Consider the following 24,053-nt stretch of genomic DNA (forward strand, 5'->3'; position numbering starts at 1 on the left):
TTCTTTTCATTTTGTGTACTCCTGTTTTTTGTTTGTAAGAGTACTTGTTATTATTCTGATGCAAAAGTAGGTGGATGACTAGAATCTGAGTGTATGATTATTTTAGAAGAAAATGTATTTTTAGAAACTAAATTTGTTTATTTGTATTGTATTATAGTTTTAATGTGTGTTTATGGAAAGTGTTTTGATGGATTTAAAAGACCGTATTACTTTTAGCTTTGGGGTTGATTATGGTATTAGTGATCAGGATACGTTGAATCCTTATCCTGTGACTATACCTTATTTGACTTTCTTTTTTGTAGAAATAGGTAATGCAGCGGTAAGTGTAGATTTTAAAGATTATGTACTGAGTCGAGGGAGCCTTATCATCGTAGGGGAAGATAATATAATTACTTTCAGAGAGGTGTCAGTAGATTTTAGAATGCACTGTTTTTTGATTCAACGTGATTTTGCTAGTGAGATCGCTTATGTACTACCAAACGAATTGTTTAGTTATTTACATTATTTTCCAGTACAGTACTTTACAGAAGAGTACGTAGTGATCTATAATCACTGGCATTCATCATCTCTTTATATTATGGAGTGTACCTCTCTTCATACCAGAAGAATGTTGTGTAATCAATTCCAGACCTTGTTTTTGAGCTTATCAGAACAGGTTAACTATGATGAATTAATTATTGAGAAACACTACAGTAGACAAGAAGAACTGTGTTGGAAGTTTTGGGATTTGATCACTCATCATGCTAAGGTACATAGAGATGTGGCGTTCTATGCAAACGAGCTGTTTATCACTCCTTATTACTTATCACAAATTACGCAGCAGTTTTTAAATTATAGTCCTAAAGAGCTTATTAATAGACAAGTAGTCTTAGAGATTAAACATTACCTCCGCAATACGGATTTGAACATTAGCCAAATAGCCGAGCAATTAAACTTTCAAGACCCTTCTTATATGGGGCGTTTCTTTAAGCGTGAGACAGGGATGAATCCTTTAGAGTTTAGGAGATAGACTTACTGTTTTCTAGTTTATATCTATATTATAGGATTGTAGTTAGATTATATAAAGCTGTCTTAGCCAAATACTGTAATTAGAATGTCTATGTTCTCTCTGCTTATTATTAGATTTTTCAAGAGGGATAGTTGCTAGTCTTTATATTATTAATTTTTTTTGTCTACATTTTTTTCTCTTAATCTTATCCTTTTAGAGCTTGTAGTGAAGCTGTTTTGTACTGTAGTAGTTGATTTTTTTATTTTTGATAGCCTTATACCCTCTTTTAAACTTATTTATAGTAAAAAAGAGAGGATATTTTTTTTCTTTATTTTTACTATATTTAATACCTAATTTGTTGATATTTAATTGTTTTTGGTTGTAAAGATTTTTAATGAGGTAGATATGCATTAGTTTTAAAGCTAATATACATAAGGCTTTGTGCCATCTTCTTCAACAGTTCGTCAAGACTTCTCCATGATTGCTCTAGTTTGAAGGTTGTTTGTTGAAGGAATCTTGAAGAAGTGTTGTAGCGGTGTTGAAGAAGTGGATTGAGCTATTAAATTGTTTAAAAGGGAGAATGTTCTTCTTAGATAACTATTATAAGGAAAACGATAATAGTATTATAAGCGTAGAATTAAATTTGAATATGCCTGTATTAATGGTAGAATTCTGTTTGAGGGTCAAGAGAGGAAGCTAAGGGATAAAATTATTATTTAACCAAATTCGTGTTAATTCTTTTGCTAAAAGAGTTGTTGTTTAAAGAGAAATAATAGGATAAGTACAGGGGTATATCTACCATAAATAAGAAAGAAAAAGTTTGTAATTCAATAGAATTAGAGGTTCTGAGGTATTAAAAATGGGTTGGTGTAGAAGTTTGTTAATTAGAATCTATTTAAATAAGGTTGATAATTTTATATGCATGCATAGTAAAATATCAAAAATAAATTCTTATTTTCGTTCGGTAAGTAAATGTGAAACACAAAAAACGATATAAAAATGAAAATATTAGTTTGCATCAGTCATGTGCCTGATACTACTTCAAAAATCAACTTCACGAATGGAGATACAGCATTTGATACAAACGGAGTACAGTTTGTAATCAATCCTAATGATGAGTATTCTTTAACTAGAGCTATTTGGTTCAAAGAGAAACAAGGAGCTACAGTTACTGTAGTGAATGTAGGAGGACCTGATACTGAGGCTACACTGCGCAAAGCATTAGCTATCGGAGCAGATGAGGCTATCCGTGTGAATGCTAATCCTACTGACGGAATGTTCGTAGCAAAACAATTAGCAGAAGTAGTAAAAAATGGAGGTTTTGACTTAGTATTAGCAGGTAAAGAATCTTTAGATTATAATGGTGGAATGGTACCAGGAATGCTAGCAGCATTCTTAGGATATGATTTCGTAAACTCATGTGAAGGGTTAGAGGTAGAAGGTACTTCTGTGAAAGCGATTCGTCAGATAGACGGTGGTAAAGAAACTATCTCTGGAAAATTACCACTTGTAATCGGTGGACAAAAAGGAATAGTAGATGAAAAAGACTTGCGCATACCTAATATGCGTGGTATTATGTCAGCTAGAACAAAAGCATTAGCTGTAGTAGAACCAGTAGGAGCAGAAGCAACTACTAAAGATGTGAAATTCGAAAAACCAGCTCCAAAATCAGCTTGTAAAATGATTTCACCTGATAACATTGATGAGTTAATCAACTTGTTACACAACGAGGCAAAAGTTATCTAATTTCATTTATTTGTAAACCTTTAAAAAGAAGAATTATGTCAGTTTTAATATATGCTGAATCAGCAGAAGGAAAATTTAAAAAAGTAGCATTAGAGTTAGCTTCTTATGCTAAGAAAGTAGCAGAGTCATTAGGAACAACTGTGACGGCTGTAACGATCAATGCTTCAGACGTAAGCGAATTAGGAAAATACGGTGTAGATAAAGTATTAAAAGTATCTAACGATAAGTTAGCTAACTTTAATGCTAAAGCTTATGCAGATGTAATCAAACAAGCAGCTGCTAAAGAAGGAGCTAAAGTAGTAGTGTTATCTTCTACAACAGATAGCTTATACGCTGCTCCATATGTAGCAGTAGCTCTAAACGCTGGATATGCTTCTAACGTGGTAGCTTTGCCAGAGAGTACTTCTCCTTTTGTAGTAAAAAGAAACTCTTTCTCTACTAAAGCATTTACGCATACAGAATTAACTACAGATGTAAAAGTATTAGCATTAGCTAAGAATTCTTACGGATTAGTAGAGGCTTCTGGAGCTGCAGCAGCTGAGGATTTTGCACCATCGTTAAACGATGCTGACTTCAGCCTAAAAGTAGAAGGAGTAGAAAAAGTATCAGGAAAAGTAACTATCGCTGATGCTGATGTAGTAGTATCAGGAGGTCGTGGATTAAAAGGACCAGAGAACTGGAAGATGATCGAAGACTTAGCAGACGTATTAGGTGGAGCATTAGCTTGTTCTAAGCCTGTATCTGACTTAGGGTGGAGATCGCATGAAGAGCACGTAGGACAAACAGGTAAGCCTGTAGCTGCGAACTTATATATCGCTGTAGGTATCTCTGGAGCTATCCAACATATCGCAGGGGTGAACTCTTCTAAAGTAAAAGTAGCTATTAATACAGATGCAGAAGCGCCTTTCTTTAAAGTAGCTGACTATGGTATCGTAGGGGATGCATTCCAAGTAGTACCTCAATTAGTAGAGAAATTAAAAGAATTTAAAGCAAAGAATGCATAAGCATTTTATAAGCTTTTAAATATATAAGGCAACTAAGACGAAGAATATTTATATCTTTGTTTTAGTTGCTTTTTTTGTATAAAAATAATTATGAGTTTAATAAAATTAACGGTAAGCGGAATCTCTTATAGTCATACACAGAATGGTGCGTATGCACTTATATTAGAAGAAGAGGTAGGAAGTAGAAAATTGCCTATCGTAATAGGAGCTTTTGAGGCTCAGTCTATTGCGATAGCGATAGAGGATGATATTAAACCACCTAGACCTCTGACTCATGATCTGTTTAAGACTCTAGCAGATCGATACAGTATCATAGTCAAAGAAGTTATTATTAACAGACTATTAGATGGAGTTTTTTACTCTAGCTTAGTTTGTGTAAGAGATGGTGTAGAGGAGACGATAGATGCGCGTACTTCGGATGCGATAGCATTAGCGATACGCTTTTATGCACCTATTTATACTTATAAAGATATCTTAGATAGAGCAGGTATTATTCTTAATGCTGAGGAGATAGAAGAGGAAGAGGAGACAGAAGACCAGAAAGTTCCTTATTCTGGAGAAGATATTGCTTCTCAGGTAGAACAGTTTTTAGAAGAGGAAGCGAAGGCTAATGATTACTCTAGCTATACTAAATCTGATTTAGAGAAAATGCTAGATGATGCTCTATCAAGTGAGGACTATGAAAGAGCTGCCTTGCTAAGAGATGAATTAAATAAAAGATAATAAACCTATATATAGACAACACAACAATGAAACAATACTTAGACTTAGTACAGCAAGTACTAGATAACGGAACACAAAAAGGAGATCGTACGGGGACAGGAACGAAGAGTATATTCGGTCATCAGATGCGATTTGATTTATCAGAAGGATTTCCTTTGGTTACAACTAAGAAAGTACACTTAAAGTCTATTGTATATGAGTTGTTATGGTTTTTAAACGGAGATACGAATATTAAGTATCTCAGCGAGAATGGCGTGCGTATATGGGATGAGTGGGCTGATGAGAACGGTGATCTAGGTCCTGTGTATGGATATCAATGGAGAAACTGGAATGGAGAAGGTATAGACCAGATAAAAGAGGTGATAGATACACTGAAGAATAATCCTAATAGTAGACGTATAATGGTGTCTGCATGGAATCCTAGTGTGATGCCTGATACTTCTGTCTCTTTTGCAGAGAACGTTGCTAATGGTAAGGCGGCATTACCTCCATGTCATTCATTCTTTCAGTTCTATGTAGCAGATGGTAAACTGTCTTGTCAGTTATATCAGCGCAGTGCAGATGTATTCTTAGGGGTGCCTTTTAATATTGCTTCTTATGCATTATTAACGATGATGGTGGCTCAGGTATGTGATCTAGAAGTGGGTGATTTTATCCATACATTCGGAGATGTACATATCTATAACAACCATATAGAGCAGGTAACACTACAGTTGAGTAGAGAGCCAAAACCATTGCCTCGCATGATAATAAATAAAGAAGTAAAAGATATATTTAATTTTAAATACGAAGATTTTACACTTGAAGGATATGATCCTCATCCTGCTATAAAAGGAAAAGTGTCTGTATAAACAGAATAATAAAAATATTGCTTATGAAAAGAGATGAATCTTACGAAATGTATGAATATGCACGCAAGCGATTAAAACAAAGAAAGATGTTATTCTTTCACTTTGTAGTATTTGTTTTAGGAAGTATTGCCATGTTTTGTTTTAACGGCTTAGTTCAAGACCAGACTACAGTTACGATTTGGTGGCCGTATGCTATCGGGATATGGGCATTGTTAGTATTCTTACACGCTGTGAATGTGTTAATCGTAGATCGCTTTATGGGGAAGCGATGGGAGGATAAGCAAGTAAGACGTTTAGTAGAGCTACAAGAACAACGTATCAAAGAATTAAGAGCAAAAGTAGAGAAGGATTTTCCATTAGTGGATACACAGAGAGATTTAGCACAAATCCAACAACCTACTCCTACTAGCTCACCAGAATTAGATAAAAAATAAATATATGCTGACACTGATCGCTGCAGCTGCAGAGAATAATGCTTTAGGTAAAGACAATGATTTGTTATGGCATTTGCCAGATGACTTTAAACACTTTAAGGATTTAACGTCTCACCATTTTATTATTATGGGAAGAAAGACGTTTGAATCTTTTCCAAAACCTTTGCCTAACCGTACGCATATTATCATTACCCGTCAAGAAGATTATGATGCGCCTGCGGCATGTATCGTAGTGAATAGTTTAGAAAAGGCTTTAGATTTAGTTACAGAGCAAGAGGAGACTTTTGTTATAGGAGGAGGAGAAATTTATAATTTAGCACTTCCTTTTGCAGATAAGATAGAGTTAACTCGTGTACATACAGTATTAGAGGCAGATGCTTTTTTTCCTGTTCTAGATCCTAAAGAGTGGAAATTAGTCAGAGAGGAATTTCATGATAAAGATGCGAAACATCAGTATCCTTTTACCTTTTTGACATATATCAAAAGTTAAAAAAGTAAGTTATGAAAAAGATGTTTTCTTGTTTAATTATCGCTTTAGTAGGAGTTTTGGGCTATGCTCAGGAGCCTTCTAAAACAATATCTCAAAAAAAAGAGAGTGTTGTGAATGATGAGCCAATCGCCATTATGGATACTTTACGTCTAAAGTTTCAGAATAATGAAAATGTAGGTAAGGATATGCAGTTTTTAGGTAAAGATATCTATGACAGTACTTATCTAAAAGATGGAGATGTTTTTCGAAAAAACACTAAATATAGCGGTACTTCTTATAAGAGTAAAAACTTCGATTCTCTTACGCTAATCGATATTACTAACCCACTAGAGTTGATGCTTTTTTATAAAGAAAAGAAAGCCTTTGTATTAGTCAATAGAGAATTAGCAGAACGCAATGTTATCGATTTAGGGGTTAAGTTTCCGACTATGGAGACAAGCTTTGCAGGGGTGAGTACTAAGCGTAATTATTGGTTAGTGAATGAGCGCAACAGATCAGTGAATTTGTACAACAGTGTTACTTATGAGCTACACCGCGTGTTTACTTTTCCAGAAGAAGCTAAGATTAAACAATATTTGACTCTGCCTCATCTGTTCTTTTGGGTAGATGAAGAGAACGTATTACATGGGAATGACCTAGTCGGTAAAGAGGTTGTTACGTATAATCTAGAGGATGGATATGATTTAATACAAATATTAGAGATAGATAAATTACTTTATTCTTATAAAGATAAATTATACTTTGTTGATTTAAAAGCAAATAAGACTTCTGTTCTAGATACAAAAGAAAAAAGCATTTCAGGCTTCTTTTATGGCAATCAAAAATTGAGTATTTTTGACGGACAGAAATTAAATAATTACTTTATAAAATTACCGTAATGCATATAGCTATTGCTGGAAATATAGGCGCAGGAAAGACTACGCTTACGAATTTATTAGCCAAACACTATGGGTGGGAACCTCATTATGAGGATGTAGTAGATAATCCTTATCTAGATGACTTCTACCACCAGATGGACAGATGGTCTTTTAACTTACAAGTGTATTTTTTAAATAGCCGTTTTCGTCAAGTTTTACAAATTAGACAAAGTGGTAAGACGATTATCCAGGATCGTACAATCTATGAAGACGCACATATCTTCGCGCCAAACTTACACGCAATGGGCTTAATGTCTAATCGTGATTTTCAGAACTACTCTTCTTTATTCGAATTGATGCAAGAGTTGGTAGGGGCTCCAGATTTGTTAATCTATTTGAGAAGCTCTGTACCTAACCTAGTAGGACAAATCCAAAAGAGAGGAAGAGATTATGAAAACTCTATTTCTATCGAGTATTTAAATAAATTAAATGAACGATATGAAGAGTGGATTAGAGGGTATGACAAAGGGAAGTTATTGATTATCGATGTAGATAATTTGGATTTCGTGGAAAACCCAGAAGATTTAGGAAACGTAATTAATAAAATAGATGCTGAGATAAACGGTCTGTTTTAGAGTTAATATAAAATAAAGGAAAGCCCTGATATCATTTGATATCAGGGCTTTTTTATAAAGGAATATTAGAGGTCTTTTTGATCGTCTGAATTACAAAAGAGCTTTTGATATTAGATATAATCTCCAGTTTAGAGATCTTGTGTACTACGAATTGTTGATAGGCTTGTACGTCGTCAACTAATAACTTTAAAAAGAAGTCATAGTCCCCTGCTATATAAGAAGCTTCTAATACTTCGTCTAAGCCCTTTACATATTTCTCAAATTCTTCGAATAGACTTTCTTGATGTCTGATCAGTATGACTTGACAGTATACGATTAGTTTTTTTCCTAATAGATCTGGGTTAAGTTGAGCAGTGTACCCTTGAATAATACCTGTTGCTTCAAGCTTTTTTATTCGTTCGTGTACTGGTGTGAGTGATAAGTTTACTTTCTCTGCTAGCTGTTTTGTCGATTGTTTTCCGTCTAATTGAAGTTCGATTAGTAATCTTTTATCAATTTCGTCTATATGTTGCATAGTTAATTTTTCTGTTTAATGAAGTTTAGGTTATATAAAAGTAATGCTTTTTTCTTTTAAGTGTGCCCATTGTAGATGTTTTTTCCTTAATTATAGATCTATTGTAGAAAAAATATTTATGTGTATATCTTTGCACTGTTATATCAGATAAAAAATAAGTAAATGAAGATTATACAAAAGATAGTAAAACCTATTTCTAAATCATGTTGTACGCCTGTTCTTGCTAAAAACTTCTCTATGTGTATGGGGGAGATGTGTGTGCTCTTATGTGAAGAAAAGCTTTATTAATTTTTTGTTTTAATAACAGAAAAGGAGGCTTTGGTAGAGCCTCCTTTTTTTGTATCGTTTTTTTAAGCAGCAAAAAAACGATAGGTAATGTGTGTGCTGCTAAAAATAATAAAATTTTTAGTATAAATGAAAAGTATTAAACTTCGGCTACTAATAAGTAGCTTGCTACTGCTGTGTAATCTGGCTTTAGCACAACAAGTAACTGTGACAGGTGTGGTAAGTGAGCAGGGGGGATTCTCTCTACCTGGAGTCTCAGTTATCGTTAAAAATTCTACGAAAGGAGTACAAACAGATTTAGATGGTAAGTATGCTATCGATGTAAATGAAGGTGATGTGCTTCAGTTCGAATATGTAGGATTTAAACCTCAGTCTATCACTGTGACTAAGCAGCGTGTAGTGAATATTAGCTTAGCAGAGGACGTGATAGGTTTAGACGATATCGTAATCGTGGCTTATGGTGCTCAAAAACAAAAAGCTGTAGTAGGTGCGATTAGTCAGATCAAGAGTGATGCTCTAGATAAGCAAGTGTCTACTTCTGTAGTATCTGCACTACAAGGTACAGTAGCAGGAGTGAATATCATAAACTCTAACTCTCAACCTGGAGAGAGCCCTACAATACGCATTCGTGGTATCGGTTCTATCAATGCATCAGCAGATCCATTAATTATATTAGATGGGGCTCCGTATTCAGGATACATCAGCTCAATAAGTGCAGACCAGATAGAAAGTATCAACGTGCTGAAAGATGCGTCTTCTACAGCCTTATATGGTTCTCGTGGAGCTAATGGAGTAATCTTGATTAAAACAAAAATGGGGAAGCTAAATAGCCAACCTGACGTGAATATCAAGTTGAGTTCAGGAGTAGCATTCGACGCTGTGAAAACACATAAGGTATTAGATACTCGTGGGTATACACAGTATCTGTGGGAAGCTAGAAAGAATAACTATCAGTATGTGTTAGGGCAAGATGAAGACACCGCGCGTAGAACGGCTTCAGATGGGTTAGTGAGTTACTTTGGTTATAACCCATTTGGAACAGATCAACCTGTGGATTATAATGGTAATTGGACAGTTAAAAACCCGTTGTTATGGGAGACAGACTGGAAAAAAGAGTTACAGAGAAACCAAGCATTTAGAAATGAATACAATTTTAATGTAGCAGGTGGAGGTGATCGTACGACATATTTCCTTTCAGGTAATTATTTAAACCAAGATGGAATGATCAAGACTTCTAACTTTGAACGTACGACAGTTCGTCTTAATATAGAAAGCCAAGTGACGGATTGGTTACAATTAGGAGCTAATACAGCATACTCTGCTTCTAATCAAAACTTCCCTACACAAAGCGGAACTAATCTTTATAGTCCAATGAATTGGATATATGCTATGCCTAGTGTCTATCCTGTTTACAAAAGAGATTTAAATGGGCAAAGAGTATATGATGCTGAAGGAAGTCTAATCTATGACTATGGTAATGCATCTAGTAAAGATATTAATAGTGTTCGCCCTATCATGAGTGGTGAGAATGCAGTAGGGATATTACAAAATAATAGTACTGTAAATAGACGATCTACAACTAGCTGGAATGGTTTTGCTAAGTTAGATTTGGCAGAGGGATTATATTTTAGAACCAATCTGTCTTATGAAAAGTATGACTATGACAATAAAGAGTACAACAACTCTCAGTATGGTCAGGCATCTAGTGTGAATGGTCGTGTACTTAGATTCAAGGATACGTCAGAGACATTGAATTTTATTAATGCATTGCACTACGATAAGACATTAGGAGAACACCATATAGCAGTAGATGGTATCTACGAGGCTTATAAGTTTAAGAAAGACTTTTTTAATGCTTCTACTACAGGATTCTTACCTGGTAACACAGAGATAGGGAGTGGTACATCATTAGAGGGGATTAATGGATATGATGTAGAGGATAGATTGACTAGTTATTTAGGTCGATTAAGTTATGACTACGCAAACAAGTACTTTATAGAAGGATCGTTTAGACGTGATGCAAGTACTCGTTTTGATAAATCTGTTCGAAAAGGGAACTTCTATTCGGTAGGAGGGTCTTGGATAGTGTCATCTGAGGATTTCTTAATAGACAATAATACTATTGATTTATTAAAACTACGAGTTTCTTATGGTGAGCTAGGGAATAATAATATCACAGGTAAGTACTTTCCTTACTTAAGATTATTTGATACAGGCTATAATCAGTTAGATAATCCGGGAGTTATATTAGGTGATTTAGCAGATCCATATTTGACATGGGAAAAAACAGCTTCGTTCAATGCGGGTATTGATTTTAGTTTGTTTAATAATAGAATAGAAGGATCTGTAGATTATTATAAAAAGCGTTCTATTGATTTATTGTTTGCTATTCCACAAGCTCCTTCTACAGGTAATTTAGAGATATTATCTAATGCTGGAACAATAGAAAACTATGGATTAGAGGTAAGTTTGACTTCTCATAATGTACGTTCTGGAGATTGGAAATGGGATACTTCACTTAACTTCTCTATTGATAGAAATAAGATTAAATCATTGACACAAGACAGTTTTATTAGTGGGTTAAATAGATGGGCAGAAGGTCGTTCTCTCTATGATTTCTATTTAAGAGATTGGGCAGGTGTAGATCCTAATGATGGATATGGAATGTGGTATAAGGATGTAGTAGATACAGATGGTCAAGTGACAGGAAGAGAAGCTACAAAGGACTATAATGAGGCAACGCGTTACTATAATAAATCTGCTCTACCAAAACTAGTAGGGGGATTTAATACAGCTTTATCTTATAAAAACTTTGATTTTAGTGCATTCTTTAATTTTAGTTTAGGAGGTTATATTTATGACAATGATTATTCAGGGTTAATGAATGGTATGTCTACAGGATATCAAAGTTCACCTGATATAGGTAATCGTTGGCAAAAACCTGGTGATATTACGGACACCCCTATACTTATTAATTCTACAAATAATTTTGCAGCAACATCTACTAGATTCTTATATAAGAATGATTATTTAAGATTAAAGGCTGTGACGCTAGGATATACATTACCTATCGAGAGTTTGGGTAAGTTTAAATTAAAACAAGCAAGAGTGTATGTACAAGGAGAGAACTTATTGACTTTCCAGTCACATAAAGGTATCGATCCGGAACAAGCAATAAACGGTGTGACTAACTATCGTGTGCCTTTATCAGCTACCTTATCAGTAGGTTTAAATATTAATTTTTAAAAGAGTAAATACGTGATAAAATCAATAATAAAAAGTATTGTAGTAATGTTATTCATTAGTGCAGTTACAGGTTGTTCATCAGATTTTTTAGATGATCCACAGCCAAAAGATAGTATATCTCCAGAAGTAGTATTTGGGAGTAAGGAGGGAGCTACTTCATTTTTGTCAGGAATATTGAGGTTACAAAGAATGTCATTAATTAATGATGAAGCATCAGGTCTACATAGTATTTTATTTGCTCGTAGTGTAAAAGGGGCAGATCTAATACAAAAACAGATTTGGTTTGGAGCTGATTATGACTATCAAGTGTATTTAAGTACAGGGACTAGATCTAAGTTCTCATGGCGATTGCCTTATAAGATCATAGACCAAGTAAATAATTTTATTCAAGGCGTAGAGGAGAGTACAAAGATTAGTAAAGAAGACAAAGATGAGTTATTAGGTCAGGCTCTAGCTCTTAGAGGTTATTATTATTTTCAATTAGCAATAGAGTTTGGAGAAGCTTATTTGGCAAATCAGCAAGGTGAGTTTCCACCTATTTATGTAAAATCGAGTACTACACCTAGTCCTTTTTCTACTAAGGAAGAGTTTTTTGGAAGAATAGTAAAAGACTTGGAAGAAGCTTCATCTAGACTAGGAGACACTAGATTAGATAAATCATATATCAATAAATCAGTAGCTCAAGCTTTTTTGGCACAAGTATATCAATACATGGGTAAATGGGATTTAGCGAAAAAAAACGCAAATGAAGCATATGGAGGAAATATACATAAAGTATTAAATGCAGAAGAATATAGTAAAGGCTTTGATAGCATGAGTGCAACTGAATGGTTGTGGGCATTGCCTCAGAGTGCTGATCAAACAGTGTATTACCGCTCTCATCCTCATGCGATGATGGATCACGTAGCGGTAGCTTATCACGGGACATTCATAAACGATCAGTTCGTAAAAAATTTTAGTTCTACAGATGTGCGAAACTTGTTTAGTAATTTTTATGAGAAGCCTAAAGGAGATTGGCAAGAGTATGTGACTTCTAAGTTTAAATTCACATTCGAAGCAGATTTACCCGTTATTAGATATCCTGAATTGGTATTAATAGAAGCTGAAGCAGAATATCATTTAGGAAATGAAGGAAAGTCAAAAGAGATCTTAGATGCAATTCGTTTAAATAGGGATACACAAGCTAAAGTTACAAGTGCTACTGGAACAGCGTTACTTGATGTAATTTTATTAGAAAGAAGAAAAGAATTATATGGAGAGTGCGGAGTAGAGTGGTTCGATGCTAAGCGATTATTAAGAGGGGTCACTCGTACAGGTAATCACAGAACTGTAATATCTCTTCCTGCACAGGATAAACGCTTTCAGTTAGTCATTCCTCAAGAAGAGTTAGATGCTCGTAATTAATTGAACATTTATTTTTAAAAAAAGTATCCATTTTAGAATGGTATTTGGTTGTTGTTTTTAGTTAGCGTAAGAGGTTGTCATTCGTGACAACCTCTTTTTTTAGGGTTGAGGTATAAAAAAACACCTCTACTAAGAGGTGTTTTTGCTTATTGTGTAATCTCTCTAAAGAGACTTTCTAGATTCTTGTTTTTCACTTGCATGGATAGTGTTTTCAGTCCATTCTCTTGAGCGAAGTCATATACAGTAGCTCTATAATCACCATCTATAGGGAATATTAATTCCCACTGTGTGTCATGAATGTGATTAGCACGGATAAGGTTAGGGATTCTATCTATAAACTGAACCTCTATTTTAAAGTCAAACTCAACAGCTATTATCTGTTCATTTTGATTCTCTAACATAGATGAAAGCATTTGATCTGCTACTATTTGTCCTTTTTTGATAATAATCACACGGTCACAAATAGCTTCTACTTCTTGCATAATATGTGTAGAAAGAAATACTGTCTTATCCTTACCAATGTTTTTAATTAACTCTCTAATCTCTACTAATTGATTAGGATCTAATCCTGTGGTAGGTTCATCTAAGATAAGTACTTCTGGATCGTGAAGAAGAGCAGTGGCTAATCCTACACGCTGTCTATATCCTTTCGATAATTCACCTATTCGCTTATGCGCTTCAGGGGTTAGACCTGTTAAGTTAATTACTTCGTCAATTCTACTTTTAGCTACTTTATAAATATCAGCATTGAACTGTAAATACTCTCGCACATACATTTCTAAATACAGTGGATTGTGCTCTGGTAAATAACCTATAGAACGCTGTACATTTCGCTGTTCTGTCTCTACGTTAAAGTCATTGACATAAGCAAGACCTTCATCACTGTGAATGTATGTCGTTAGAATCTTCATTAGTGTAGACTTACCTGCCCCATTAGGCCCTAGAAAGCCAGCTATTTGACCTTTTGGGATAGAGAAACTAATATTGTCTAAGGCTTTCTGTTCGCCATAAAACTTGCTTATATTTTTAACCTGTAGTGACATTATTTTGATTTATATGATAGTAACAAAAGTATATATTTAATGTGAAAATCCGAAAGAAACACTGAATACAATAATACCTATTACAATCAATGTGATAAATACATATAACCAATCTTTCTCTAAGAAAAACGATAAAAGTGATAGAAATATTCTAAGCACAGGAGTTAAAAATAAAAGTAATATACCCAAGAAGATAATAGACTCCCCATCTACCTGGGCTACACCTGATAAAATATTGTTTATAACGTTGATTATATTATCATCTTTCTCTATAAAATTAGTGAAGTTTACTTGTTCACTTCCTTTACTCGAAAAAAGTATAATACCTCCTATACCAGCCACAGATAGTGCAGTCCATACCCCATATCGCAGTACATTACCAATTATAGATTGTAAATCAGTATCTGAAAATTTAGTTGTTCCCATAATCTTATATATTACCCATTACACCATTGTAAATCATATTAATCGCTAAAGCTAAAATTAGAAAAGCAAAGAATACTTTTAGTTTTTTAGGGTTAGCTTTTAGAAGTACTTTGGCCCCTACCATTGCCCCAACTAATACACCTATTATTACAGGCATACATATAGAGGGTTCTATATATCCTTTTTGGATATAGATAACAGAGCTAGCAATAGCTGTTACTCCCATCATAAAATTGCTTGTTGTAGTAGATACTTTAAAAGGAATCTTCATAATAGAGTCCATAGCAATTACTTTAAAAGCACCTGAGCCAATACCTAAAAGCCCAGACATCATTCCTGCAATCCCCATCATACTAAAACCCCCAATGATATTCTTCATACCATATTTTACAGTGGTACCACTAGGGGTGGGATATGTACTTACTAGTTTTAAGTTATGAGCAAGTTTACTTGAGTTCTCAGGAGTAACCAAGTGATCTTCTTTTTTTCGAAGAGAATTGATAGAAGAAAAAGTAAGGGTTAATCCAAAAATAACTGCAAGGACAGAAGTATTCGCATTGGTAGAGATGATAGCTCCTATAACTGCTCCTGCAGTAGTAGCTATTTCTAGAAACATTCCTAATCTCATATTGGTAATTCCTTCTTTGACATAGGCTGAAGCTGATCCTGAAGAAGTTGCTATTACAGCAACTAAGGCAGTTCCAATAGCATAATGCATATCAACACCTAAGAATACAGATAACAAAGGAATGATTATTATACCGCCTCCTAGTCCTGATAAAGAGCCTATGAAGCCTGCTGCAAATGCTCCTAAGAACATGATCAGCGTGAAAGTTAATAAGGTCATTTTTTATATTATTTTGTTCTTAAGTGGTTAAAAGTAATTATTTATCAAATAAATATCGAATAAAAGGCCAACTTTATAAATTAAAATAATATATTAGAGTCTTTTTTTGACAGTTTTGGTGAGTACAAAACCGGAGCTGTAAAAACGTCATTATATGTAAATACAAATTAATAATTAACCAATGGAAAAACTAAACATTAACAAGGATTGGTTGTCTTTATTCCAAGGACAAAATCCTGCAATAATTGCAGGTCCTTGTAGTGCGGAAACGCCAGAGCAAGTCATGAGAATCGCTAAGTCACTGCCAAAAGAGGTTAAAGTCTATCGCGCTGGGATTTGGAAACCTCGTACTCGTCCAGGTGGATTTGAAGGAGTAGGTGCCATTGGATTGAAATGGTTACAACAAGTGAAAGCTGAGACAGGAATGTTATTAGCTACTGAGGTTGCAACCGCAGAACACGTACAATTGTGCTTAGAGCACGATATTGACATCTTATGGATTGGGGCACGTACTGCTGTTAATCCTTTTGCTGTTCAAGAAATTGCAGATGTACTTAGAGGTACAGATAAAGTTGTTTTGTTAAAGAATCCAGTGAATCCGGACTTGTCTTTATGGATGGGGGGAGTAGAGAGACTTGCAGAAGCAGGTATTACTAAATTAGGAGTTATTCACAGAGGCTTTAGTACTTATGAAAAAACAAAGTATCGCAATATCCCTGAGTGGCAAATCCCAATTGATCTAAAGTTACATCTACCTAATATTCCTATTTTCTGTGATCCATCACATATCACAGGAAACAGAGACAAAATATTAGGTGTATCTCAACAAGCATTAGACCTTAACTATGAAGGGTTAATGATAGAGACACATTGTGATCCTGATAATGCATGGAGTGATGCTGCTCAGCAGGTGACACCTGATCAATTAAGTGATATCATCTCTAAATTACAAGTGAGAAACGTAACGGATGAGACAGAAGAATTCTTACAACAGATACAAGCTCACCGTATCCAAATCGATGACATGGATAGTAAGCTTCTTGATTTATTGAGAAAGCGTATGGCTATCTCTGATGCAATTGGAACATTGAAGAAGGAGAAAAATGTAGCTGTATTCCAACAAGATCGCTGGTTAAAAATTCTTGAGAAAATGCAGGAAGAAGGGAAACACATCGGATTTACTGAAGAGTTTATCACTGCTATCTATACTGCTATTCACCAAGAGAGTATTCATAGACAAGATAAAATTATCAACAAATAGTAGTTGGTAATGTGAATTATAGAAGGGTTTTTACAGATGTAAAGGCCCTTTCTTTGTTTAAAACATGTTATAGTAGTGAATCAGGTTAACTAAGAATTGTCTTTAAACCTGTTTAAGGAACATTTTTTTTGAAGTATATTTGCCATATGAATGGTATAGTTTACAAATCAACAGGTAGTTGGTACTCAGTGAAAGGTGAAGACGGTGTGTTTTATGACTGTCGAATTAAAGGTAAGTTTAGGATTAAAGGTATTAAAAGTACTAATCCAATTGCTGTAGGTGACCATGTTCGCTTTGAACTAGAAACTACAAACGATGTTACTACGGGGGTTATTAATGATATAAAACCTCGTAAGAATTATATTGTTCGTAAGTCTGTAAACTTATCTAAGCAAGTACATATTCTTGCATCTAACATTGATACTCTATTCTTAATTGTAACCATAAATAATCCTGTTACAACTACAAGTTTTATTGACAGATTCTTAGTTACTGCAGAAGCTTATGGAATTAGGACAGTATTAGTGTTTAATAAAATAGATACTTATTCTGAGGATGCTTTAGACGAGCAGTTGTATATGCAGTATATTTATTCTCAGATTGGTTATGAGTGTTTAAGAGTATCTGCTGTCACAGGTAAGGGAATAGATGCCATTAAAGAAAGAATGATAGGTAAGGTATCTACATTTACAGGACATTCAGGAGTAGGAAAGTCTACTTTAATTAATGCTATAGAACCAGGACTACACTTAAAGACTGCTCAAATCTCAGAACAACATCAACAAGGACAGCATACTACTACATTTGCAGAGATGTTTGACTTATCATTCGATGCTAAGATTATTGATACCCCAGGTGTTAGAGGATTTGGTGTAGTAGATATGGAACCACAAGAAGTAGGTGACTATTTTCCTGAGTTTTTTGCTTTAAAGGACCAGTGTAAGTTTAATAATTGCTTGCATAGAGAAGAACCTTACTGTGCTGTAAAGGACGCATTGGATAGAGATGAATTAGCCTGGTCTAGATATAAGACATATATTCAGATTCTAGACGGAGAAGAAGAACATTATCGAACAGATATATATAAAGATGGAAAGAACCAAGACGAATAGTCTTGGTTTTTTTTATGTATTTAAAGTAGTAGTCAGATTAATTAAGAATCTTTTTGGTGTAAGTCCTCTTGCTATGTTGTATAATTGTGGTAAATTTTGACTTTATAATTACTACCACAAAAAATAAGATAATGAATAAAATAGCCTGTTTTTTATTTGTATTAATATGTTGTCTACAGTCACCTTCTTATGGACAAGATTTCTTAGGAAAAGTAAAGCCAGCTGAGTTAGCAGAGCTTAGTAATACTTCTTTTGCTAAGGATAAAGCAGTCATACTACAAGAAGAAGTTAGAGTAGACTTTGAATATTCTGATGAATATGGTTTTAGAGTGAATGAGACTGTATCACGTAAAATCAAATTATATGATGAGGTGGCTAAGGAAAAGTTGAAATTCCTTGTTCCTTATGCGCCTAAAGGGTATGCAAGAGAAGATGTGACTATAACAGTGTCTAATATTTATCGAATAGCTGATGGGAAGATAGTAAAACAGAAGTCTCCAAAACAAAATCTAATTGATGAAGACAAAGGTAATTGGAGAGAGAAAGGTGTATCTTATAATGAAGCTAAAACTGGAGATATTATAGAGTATTCATATACTAAATCGACTAACTATATAGATGAATTACCTGAGTGGTATATACAGAGTGACATGCCTAAAGAAAGCACAAGTTACACAGTAGTCGCACCTGAGTATTTTTTATATAGTATTGTCAAAAAAGGAGATATAAAGCTTATAGAACAAGAACAAAATAGAAGAGTATCTTTTCGTGGGGTGAATGGCTTTATGATTAAGTCTGAAATCAATGCTATAGAAAAAACATATAAAGCACAATTAGTACCTTCTTTTATTGTAGAGCCTTATCTTGATAATCCTGCAAACTATATTTCAACAGTGCGCTTTGATTTACAGCAAGTACAGTTCCCTGGTAATTCTGCGGAAAAAGTAATGCAAACAGAGAAAGAGTTTTATGCTGACCTACTTAAAAATAGAGGGTTTGGTAAAGAATTAAAACAAGATAAGTTTCTTAAAAAAGAAATTAACCTAGAGGATTATAAGGGGCTAAGTACAGAAGCTCAGATTTCAAAACTATTAAATGTAGTACAGAGTCGAGTAACGTGGAATCAAGAATATGGACTTTACGCACAGAACGGTATTAAAACTACTTTCTATAAAGGGACTGGAAATAGTGCTGATGTGAACTTACTATTGACAGCCATGTTAAGATATGTTGGTGTAAAAGCTAATCCAGTATTATTGAGTACTAGAAGTAATGGTGTGAAGGCCGCTTGGCAACGTAACTATTATAATCATATTATAACTGCTATAGAAGCTAATAATAGTATTTATTTAGTAGATGCCACGAATAAGAATACGACTCTTAATATCTTATCATTAGATGATCTAAATGGTACAGGTACTATATTATACGACACAGGAGCTATTCTTAAAGTGAATCTAATGCCTCAGTTTATTTCTAGTAAAGAAGTGAAGTATCAGATCACTCCTAACTCGAATGGAAGTATTTCAGGTCAGATTATAGAAAACTATAAAAACTATCACGCATTAGAGTTTAGAAATATGTATGATGGTAGTGAATGGAGATTTGGGAAGTGGTATGAGAGTCAGTATGTAGGGATGAATGTAAGTAGTACACGTGTGTATAATGGTGATAATAACGAGAAGGATGTAAGAGCAGTATTCTCGTTCAGTAAGCAGAATGGTGTATTATTTTTTAATGATAAGTATATTATTAATCCATTTCAGTTCTATCCATTGTATTCTAATCCATTTAAAAGTGAATATAGAAATAACCCTATTTACATAGGGTATCCAGAGTTAGACAATTATCTAATGGGGATAGTCATTCCAGAAGGGTATAAAGTAGGTACTCTACCTCAAAACTTTACTTTAAAAAGTGAACAGACAGGATTAGAAGTACAAACTAAGTTCGAGGTAAAAGACAATCAAGTACTGTGTAGTTTGATTTTTATTAAAGCTAAAGGAGTGATTGCTTCAAAAGACTATGACAGTGTGAGAGATGTGTATACTCAATTATTAGAACAGTTAAAAACACAAGTTACATTAGAGAAGAAATAAAAATAAGGCTACCTAAATCAGGTAGCCTTATTCAATTATTATTAGTAAAGAGAAAATAAAGTGGCGCAATAACCACTTGTTATTTTACTGAGGAGTGAGTATAAATACTCCGTAAGTAGAGGTATTAAATACAGATTTTGAAACCTCTTTAATGTCCTCAGGAGTGATGCTATTTAGTATTTCATCATAATTATTAAAGTCTTCAAATGAACCAAAGTTTAATTGAGTTTCTCTAAGCTTTTCTACCCATTGGAATGTACTTGTATCTGTTAGATGTAAGCGTTTATTATTCAGAATCGTTAATTTCATCTGTTCTAATTCTGTCTTTGAGATACTTTTTGTCTGTAGAGAGTTAATCACTTCTTTAGCTAAGCTCTCTAGTTTGTCTACATCAGTGAGAGAAGTAGAGAAGAATAAACTAACAGATGTTCTAGGCTCAGGGTAAACTTCTACATCTAGAGCTGAATAAGGAGAATATACTAATCCTTCTTTTTCCCTTGATAGTGTTAAGAACTGGTTGTTAAACATCTCTCTTACGATATGAGCCATCATGTTCTCTTTTAGAGTAGGTTTAATTGTTCCATTGAATACTATTGTCACATCAGGTCTTTCGATATCACTACTCGTTAGCATAGCTCGTGTGATTTCTTCTTTTGCGAATGCCTTAGATGAATTAGCCCTGTTTTTATCTACTTGCTTTGGAGTATTATTTAAAGCACCGAAGTAAGCGATCGCCTTCTTTTTGATATCATCTGTATCAAAATTCCCTGCGATGAGCACATATACTTCTTCTAGATTAGCAAATGATTGATTGTATAAAGTAAAGAAACTATCTAGATTAACTTTCTCCCAATCTTCTATCGTTGTGAGCTCTTCAGAGAATAAACTACCTCCTTTTTTATATTCTTCTATTTGATGTCCTATTTTGATAGCAGGATTATCTAGTAAAGCAGAAGGCTTAGAAGTAGTATCTATAGAGGAGATACTTTCCTCTATATATTCTTTAAAATCCTGTTGAGGTGTGATATAGTCATATAACTTTCTATAGGTCCATTCAAAAAGGTCTTTGCTATTCCCTTTTCGCGAAGAAGTATTGATAATACTAGCATCCTTATTTATACTCACGAGTGTAGATATTTCTCTATCAGATCCCGCTTGCATATACCCGTCATTAGTAAAGCCATGTATCCAAGAAGAGTCTATAAAATATCCAGCATCTTGATAATATTTTTGTTCAGATGTAGGTATTTGATTTAGCCCATTCCTTGTGAACAAAGTCATGATATAATTATTATCTGTTGCCTTTGTTGGTTTAATACCTATGCGTAGCCCATTCGCTAATGTTAGTTCTGTAAGGTTGATATCCGCATATAGCTGTTCTTTTACAGCTATATCAGTTGTTGTTTTTTGTATTGGAGGCATTGTTCTCCAATGGAAAGAACCACGTGGTCTTTCGTGCGTCTTCTCTTGTTTAGCAGATTTAAATACTAATGTTTTTGTACTTCCTTCCTTCCAATAGTTGTTTAGTTTATCAGCAGAGTCTATGGAGAACAAACTATCATTATAGGTAAGTAGATATAGGTTCTCTTGATCAGTAGCCCATGTTTTACTGTGTTTACTTTCTATATCCTTTGTGGTGATAGTAGGAAGTAATTCAGTTAGTAAAGCATGTCTATCCATAGAAGATAAGTGGTGGCTATTCACTACGACCTGATCAACATAAGCATTGGTGATATAAGTAATGTCTTCGTCTTCAGAAGGAACAGAATGGTTCAGTAGATGTTGCTTATAATGTTCAAGCTCTTTTTTGTGAATACCTTTTATAGACATAGTGTTTACTGTACTAGCTACTAAACTTATGCGGTTCTGTAATTCTTCTTCTGTCTTAGCCTGTATTTCTATGGCATTTTCATTTTTATTAGGTAGATACCATAGACTGTGAGCAGTAGCAGTGCTTTTGCTCATAGCCAGTTTCTTATTGATCCATTGTGTATAGATTTGTTCTATAAGTTGTTGTCTGTAATCTTCTTTAGAAGCTAAGAAAGGCGCTTCTGTAAAGCGAACTATTTCTAATTTATTAGAATTTATAGTCGCATTGCTCTGCTTTTCTAATAAGTTATTATAGACAGGGCTAAAAGTGTTTTTGCTTTGTTTTCTATCTAGATTCGACTGCCCTTTAAAAGATCCAAAGTATTTGTTTATTTGCTCTACAGCATCTTTAGTATACACATTACCGACAATGATTACAGTAGCTAGAGAAGGATTATACCATCGTTTATAGAATGCTCTAAGCTTTACAGGATCTAGATTTAGAATCTCTTTTTCAGTAGCGATAGGCAATCTATCTAAGTGAAGAGTACCTTCTAGTTTTTTGCGGTTAAATAAAGGCTCTGTCCCGAAGTCCTTAATTTCCTGGATGACGATTCTCTTTTCTTTCTCAATATCCTCTGTGTTAAGGTGTGCTTTGCCTAAGAAGTTCGCCAATATAGTAATCGCTAAATTTTGTTGACTTTGATCGAGCAGGGATAATTCATACACAGTACGCTCATAGGTAGTATAAGCATTGATATCTCGGCCAAAGCGATACCCTAAACGCTGTAATGTATCAATGGCTTGTCTACCTGGAAAGTCATCACTACCATTAAAAAGCATGTGTTCTAAGAAGTGTGCATATCCTTGTTCATCATCTCGTTCTTGTAATGATCCTACATTTAAGACCAGACGATATTCCGTCTTCTGTTGAGGTATAGGATGGATAATATAGTTTAGCCCATTGTCTAATGTACCATAAATTGCATTATCTGCTTTAGGCAATGGAGATAAAGTATCTTGCCCAACTGCAAACAGGGGGCAAAGTACTAAAGCAAAGAAATATAGTATTTGAGTACGTTTCATTATTTTAGTTTGTATTCAACAGTGAATAAGATGTAGTCATTTGCATGTTCATGCCCTATGATGAACTGAAAGTTAAGATGCGTATCTGTTAATGTAGCCGATGTCGTTCTGTAGTTACCTCCTTCTCCCATATCGTAATAATCTTCTTGTATATCCTGATTATTGAGATAGTATGACGGGTTTACAGTACCTCCCATTTCTGTGTTTTCTATAGCAAGGGGATTTCCTTCGTCTAAGAGTTTCTTAAGTCTATCCCATGCACTGTATTTAAACTGAAATGGTACAATCGTATAATCATCTCCCCATATATCTTGGAAGGTTTTAGTATATGATAGCTTTCTAGTCTTTAAATCTATGTATATATCGTCTAATTCTACTTCAAAAGTTTCCTTGCTGGTAGCACTTAGGTTGATCAAATTCATGATGTGTTGAGAGGCAGGTACTTGAGTCCAAAACTCGTTGTCATCTATCGTAAGCAACCGCTGTAGTTTATATAAATACCCTTCTATCCCCATAGGATTAGACACCATTTTTAATACTGGTTGTTCAGGTGTAGATTTATCGCTTAACGTGATAGTGGTAATTCCATTTATTTGGGAAGTTTCTGCTTGATACATAGTTTCGAGATTAGCACCTCCTGGAAAGTTGATTGTAGTATTCACTTTAATCTCTCCCATTAATGGATAAAGGTCTAATCCCTTTCGTTTATAACCATCGAGTAATTCTATTTGTTTATCTGTTAGTGCTTCTACCTTTTTGATAGGGGTGACTAATAGTTGTACCTCTTTATCTAAGGGGAGTTTGCTTGTATTGTTGATTAGTTTTATAGTGATTGTGGTTTCATCACTTAAAAGTTGTCTTGATGAACTCTTTATTTTTAGTTGTGCTTTTTTCTCTTTTGGAGCAAACTGTATAATAGGATTTTCAATGGTAAGAATATCTTTACCATCTATCGTATTGTTTTCTAATGCGAACTCCAGTGTAACGGCTTCTGTGATTGAATTAACCAAGAAGACATTGACAGTTACTTCATCTGTACTGTTATCTTGTAAGATGTGAGTCCCGTTTGGCTGTAAGACAATTCTGTTCTCTCCCGTATAGCCTTGTAGCTGATTGTCGTCTTGTGTACAGCTCAAGGTAAATAAACTCAAGAGTAGTCCCGTAAATATCGTTAAGTAGTGTTTCATTTTAGT

21 protein-coding genes are annotated in these 24,053 nt (G+C 34.3%); 15 read left to right on the plus strand and 6 right to left on the minus strand.

Translation table 11 applies throughout. The features are described 5' to 3' along the window. Window positions 1–172: 172 nt before the first annotated feature. The 9 genes from HX049_RS09225 to HX049_RS09265 all read left to right on the plus strand — a co-directional run bounded on the left by HX049_RS09225 (window position 173) and on the right by HX049_RS09265 (window position 7,728). The gene (locus HX049_RS09225) at window positions 173–1,009 is read left to right on the plus strand and encodes an AraC family transcriptional regulator (protein ID WP_286415529.1); all 837 of its coding nucleotides are present in this window, start codon (window positions 173–175) and stop codon (window positions 1,007–1,009) included. A gap of 978 nt (window positions 1,010–1,987) precedes the next feature. After that, window positions 1,988–2,734, plus strand: a complete 747-nt coding sequence (locus tag HX049_RS09230; RefSeq protein WP_286415530.1) for an electron transfer flavoprotein subunit beta/FixA family protein — start codon at window positions 1,988–1,990, stop codon at window positions 2,732–2,734. 35 nt (window positions 2,735–2,769) lie between these two features. Then, the gene (locus HX049_RS09235) at window positions 2,770–3,738 is read left to right on the plus strand and encodes an electron transfer flavoprotein subunit alpha/FixB family protein (protein WP_286415531.1); all 969 of its coding nucleotides are present in this window, start codon (window positions 2,770–2,772) and stop codon (window positions 3,736–3,738) included. 90 nt (window positions 3,739–3,828) lie between these two features. Further along, window positions 3,829–4,461: a bifunctional nuclease family protein gene (locus HX049_RS09240; protein ID WP_286415532.1), complete on the plus strand. Its 633-nt coding sequence runs from the start codon at window positions 3,829–3,831 to the stop codon at window positions 4,459–4,461. A 26-nt stretch (window positions 4,462–4,487) separates the two neighbouring features. Next, complete coding sequence (locus tag HX049_RS09245; RefSeq protein ID WP_286415533.1) at window positions 4,488–5,312, plus strand: thymidylate synthase; 825 nt, start codon at window positions 4,488–4,490, stop codon at window positions 5,310–5,312. 23 nt (window positions 5,313–5,335) lie between these two features. After that, window positions 5,336–5,746: a 2TM domain-containing protein gene (locus tag HX049_RS09250; RefSeq protein WP_041889059.1), complete on the plus strand. Its 411-nt coding sequence runs from the start codon at window positions 5,336–5,338 to the stop codon at window positions 5,744–5,746. A 4-nt stretch (window positions 5,747–5,750) separates the two neighbouring features. Continuing rightward, entirely contained in the window at window positions 5,751–6,236 is a 486-nt protein-coding gene (locus HX049_RS09255; RefSeq protein WP_286415534.1) for a dihydrofolate reductase, read from the plus strand. Window positions 6,237–6,247: 11 nt separating this feature from the next. Next, entirely contained in the window at window positions 6,248–7,114 is an 867-nt protein-coding gene (locus tag HX049_RS09260; protein ID WP_286415535.1) for a hypothetical protein, read from the plus strand. After that, window positions 7,114–7,728 carry a deoxynucleoside kinase gene (locus HX049_RS09265; RefSeq protein WP_041889066.1) on the plus strand — a complete coding sequence of 205 codons (615 nt, stop codon included), beginning with the start codon at window positions 7,114–7,116 and terminating at the stop codon, window positions 7,726–7,728. Before HX049_RS09260 ends, HX049_RS09265 begins: the two co-directional genes overlap by 1 nt. A gap of 52 nt (window positions 7,729–7,780) precedes the next feature. Here the strand turns inward: HX049_RS09265 and HX049_RS09270 are convergent, their stop codons facing one another. Beyond that, complete coding sequence (locus tag HX049_RS09270; RefSeq protein WP_006260563.1) at window positions 7,781–8,242, minus strand: Lrp/AsnC family transcriptional regulator; 462 nt, start codon at window positions 8,240–8,242, stop codon at window positions 7,781–7,783. A gap of 162 nt (window positions 8,243–8,404) precedes the next feature. On the opposite strand from HX049_RS09270, the gene HX049_RS09275 reads away from it, so the two are divergent. From HX049_RS09275 to HX049_RS09285, 3 genes are all read left to right on the plus strand, one after another. Further along, entirely contained in the window at window positions 8,405–8,530 is a 126-nt protein-coding gene (locus tag HX049_RS09275) for a hypothetical protein (RefSeq protein ID WP_286415536.1), read from the plus strand. A 126-nt stretch (window positions 8,531–8,656) separates the two neighbouring features. Beyond that, complete coding sequence (locus tag HX049_RS09280; protein ID WP_286415537.1) at window positions 8,657–11,773, plus strand: SusC/RagA family TonB-linked outer membrane protein; 3,117 nt, start codon at window positions 8,657–8,659, stop codon at window positions 11,771–11,773. A 45-nt stretch (window positions 11,774–11,818) separates the two neighbouring features. Beyond that, entirely contained in the window at window positions 11,819–13,177 is a 1,359-nt protein-coding gene (locus tag HX049_RS09285) for a RagB/SusD family nutrient uptake outer membrane protein (RefSeq protein ID WP_286415538.1), read from the plus strand. Window positions 13,178–13,323: 146 nt separating this feature from the next. Here HX049_RS09285 and gldA read toward each other — a convergent pair whose 3' ends face one another. The 3 genes from gldA to HX049_RS09300 are packed head-to-tail and all read right to left on the minus strand — an operon-like array spanning window position 13,324 to window position 15,493. Then, complete coding sequence (gldA, locus tag HX049_RS09290; protein WP_286415539.1) at window positions 13,324–14,220, minus strand: gliding motility-associated ABC transporter ATP-binding subunit GldA; 897 nt, start codon at window positions 14,218–14,220, stop codon at window positions 13,324–13,326. A gap of 36 nt (window positions 14,221–14,256) precedes the next feature. Then, window positions 14,257–14,646 carry a DUF1634 domain-containing protein gene (locus HX049_RS09295; protein ID WP_041889082.1) on the minus strand — a complete coding sequence of 130 codons (390 nt, stop codon included), beginning with the start codon at window positions 14,644–14,646 and terminating at the stop codon, window positions 14,257–14,259. A 4-nt stretch (window positions 14,647–14,650) separates the two neighbouring features. Then, entirely contained in the window at window positions 14,651–15,493 is an 843-nt protein-coding gene (locus HX049_RS09300; protein WP_286415540.1) for a sulfite exporter TauE/SafE family protein, read from the minus strand. Window positions 15,494–15,674: 181 nt separating this feature from the next. On the opposite strand from HX049_RS09300, the gene HX049_RS09305 reads away from it, so the two are divergent. From HX049_RS09305 to HX049_RS09315, 3 genes are all read left to right on the plus strand, one after another. After that, entirely contained in the window at window positions 15,675–16,754 is a 1,080-nt protein-coding gene (locus HX049_RS09305; RefSeq protein WP_286415541.1) for a chorismate mutase, read from the plus strand. Window positions 16,755–16,900: 146 nt separating this feature from the next. Continuing rightward, window positions 16,901–17,866 carry a ribosome small subunit-dependent GTPase A gene (gene rsgA, locus HX049_RS09310; protein WP_286415542.1) on the plus strand — a complete coding sequence of 322 codons (966 nt, stop codon included), beginning with the start codon at window positions 16,901–16,903 and terminating at the stop codon, window positions 17,864–17,866. 131 nt (window positions 17,867–17,997) lie between these two features. After that, window positions 17,998–19,965, plus strand: a complete 1,968-nt coding sequence (locus HX049_RS09315; RefSeq protein WP_286415543.1) for a DUF3857 domain-containing protein — start codon at window positions 17,998–18,000, stop codon at window positions 19,963–19,965. Between the two features lie 84 nt (window positions 19,966–20,049). Here HX049_RS09315 and HX049_RS09320 read toward each other — a convergent pair whose 3' ends face one another. Together HX049_RS09320 and HX049_RS09325 are read right to left on the minus strand one after the other, a co-directional pair. Continuing rightward, a complete protein-coding gene (locus tag HX049_RS09320; protein ID WP_286415544.1) occupies window positions 20,050–22,860 on the minus strand; it encodes a M16 family metallopeptidase in 2,811 nt (936 codons plus the stop codon). Next, window positions 22,860–24,047, minus strand: coding sequence for a DUF4929 family protein (locus HX049_RS09325; RefSeq protein WP_286415545.1), 1,188 nt, complete (start codon window positions 24,045–24,047; stop codon window positions 22,860–22,862). The genes HX049_RS09320 and HX049_RS09325 overlap by 1 nt, the downstream gene beginning before the upstream one ends. Between the last annotated feature and the right edge of the window lie 6 nt (window positions 24,048–24,053).

Source organism: Myroides odoratimimus (assembly GCF_030326305.1).
Classification (GTDB): domain Bacteria; phylum Bacteroidota; class Bacteroidia; order Flavobacteriales; family Flavobacteriaceae; genus Flavobacterium; species Flavobacterium odoratimimum_A.

What these genes read in the sequence shown, in the direction of transcription:
- HX049_RS09225 (WP_286415529.1), top strand. Translation starts at nt 173, where the DNA reads ATGGAAAGTGTTTTGATGGATTTAAAAGACCGTATTACTTTTAGCTTT.
- HX049_RS09230 (WP_286415530.1), top strand. Translation starts at nt 1,988, where the DNA reads ATGAAAATATTAGTTTGCATCAGTCATGTGCCTGATACTACTTCAAAA.
- HX049_RS09235 (WP_286415531.1), top strand. Translation starts at nt 2,770, where the DNA reads ATGTCAGTTTTAATATATGCTGAATCAGCAGAAGGAAAATTTAAAAAA.
- HX049_RS09240 (WP_286415532.1), top strand. Translation starts at nt 3,829, where the DNA reads ATGAGTTTAATAAAATTAACGGTAAGCGGAATCTCTTATAGTCATACA.
- HX049_RS09245 (WP_286415533.1), top strand. Translation starts at nt 4,488, where the DNA reads ATGAAACAATACTTAGACTTAGTACAGCAAGTACTAGATAACGGAACA.
- HX049_RS09250 (WP_041889059.1), top strand. Translation starts at nt 5,336, where the DNA reads ATGAAAAGAGATGAATCTTACGAAATGTATGAATATGCACGCAAGCGA.
- HX049_RS09255 (WP_286415534.1), top strand. Translation starts at nt 5,751, where the DNA reads ATGCTGACACTGATCGCTGCAGCTGCAGAGAATAATGCTTTAGGTAAA.
- HX049_RS09260 (WP_286415535.1), top strand. Translation starts at nt 6,248, where the DNA reads ATGAAAAAGATGTTTTCTTGTTTAATTATCGCTTTAGTAGGAGTTTTG.
- HX049_RS09265 (WP_041889066.1), top strand. Translation starts at nt 7,114, where the DNA reads ATGCATATAGCTATTGCTGGAAATATAGGCGCAGGAAAGACTACGCTT.
- HX049_RS09270 (WP_006260563.1), bottom strand. Translation starts at nt 8,242, where the DNA reads ATGCAACATATAGACGAAATTGATAAAAGATTACTAATCGAACTTCAA.
- HX049_RS09275 (WP_286415536.1), top strand. Translation starts at nt 8,405, where the DNA reads ATGAAGATTATACAAAAGATAGTAAAACCTATTTCTAAATCATGTTGT.
- HX049_RS09280 (WP_286415537.1), top strand. Translation starts at nt 8,657, where the DNA reads ATGAAAAGTATTAAACTTCGGCTACTAATAAGTAGCTTGCTACTGCTG.
- HX049_RS09285 (WP_286415538.1), top strand. Translation starts at nt 11,819, where the DNA reads ATGTTATTCATTAGTGCAGTTACAGGTTGTTCATCAGATTTTTTAGAT.
- gldA (WP_286415539.1), bottom strand. Translation starts at nt 14,220, where the DNA reads ATGTCACTACAGGTTAAAAATATAAGCAAGTTTTATGGCGAACAGAAA.
- HX049_RS09295 (WP_041889082.1), bottom strand. Translation starts at nt 14,646, where the DNA reads ATGGGAACAACTAAATTTTCAGATACTGATTTACAATCTATAATTGGT.
- HX049_RS09300 (WP_286415540.1), bottom strand. Translation starts at nt 15,493, where the DNA reads ATGACCTTATTAACTTTCACGCTGATCATGTTCTTAGGAGCATTTGCA.
- HX049_RS09305 (WP_286415541.1), top strand. Translation starts at nt 15,675, where the DNA reads ATGGAAAAACTAAACATTAACAAGGATTGGTTGTCTTTATTCCAAGGA.
- rsgA (WP_286415542.1), top strand. Translation starts at nt 16,901, where the DNA reads ATGAATGGTATAGTTTACAAATCAACAGGTAGTTGGTACTCAGTGAAA.
- HX049_RS09315 (WP_286415543.1), top strand. Translation starts at nt 17,998, where the DNA reads ATGAATAAAATAGCCTGTTTTTTATTTGTATTAATATGTTGTCTACAG.
- HX049_RS09320 (WP_286415544.1), bottom strand. Translation starts at nt 22,860, where the DNA reads ATGAAACGTACTCAAATACTATATTTCTTTGCTTTAGTACTTTGCCCC.
- HX049_RS09325 (WP_286415545.1), bottom strand. Translation starts at nt 24,047, where the DNA reads ATGAAACACTACTTAACGATATTTACGGGACTACTCTTGAGTTTATTT.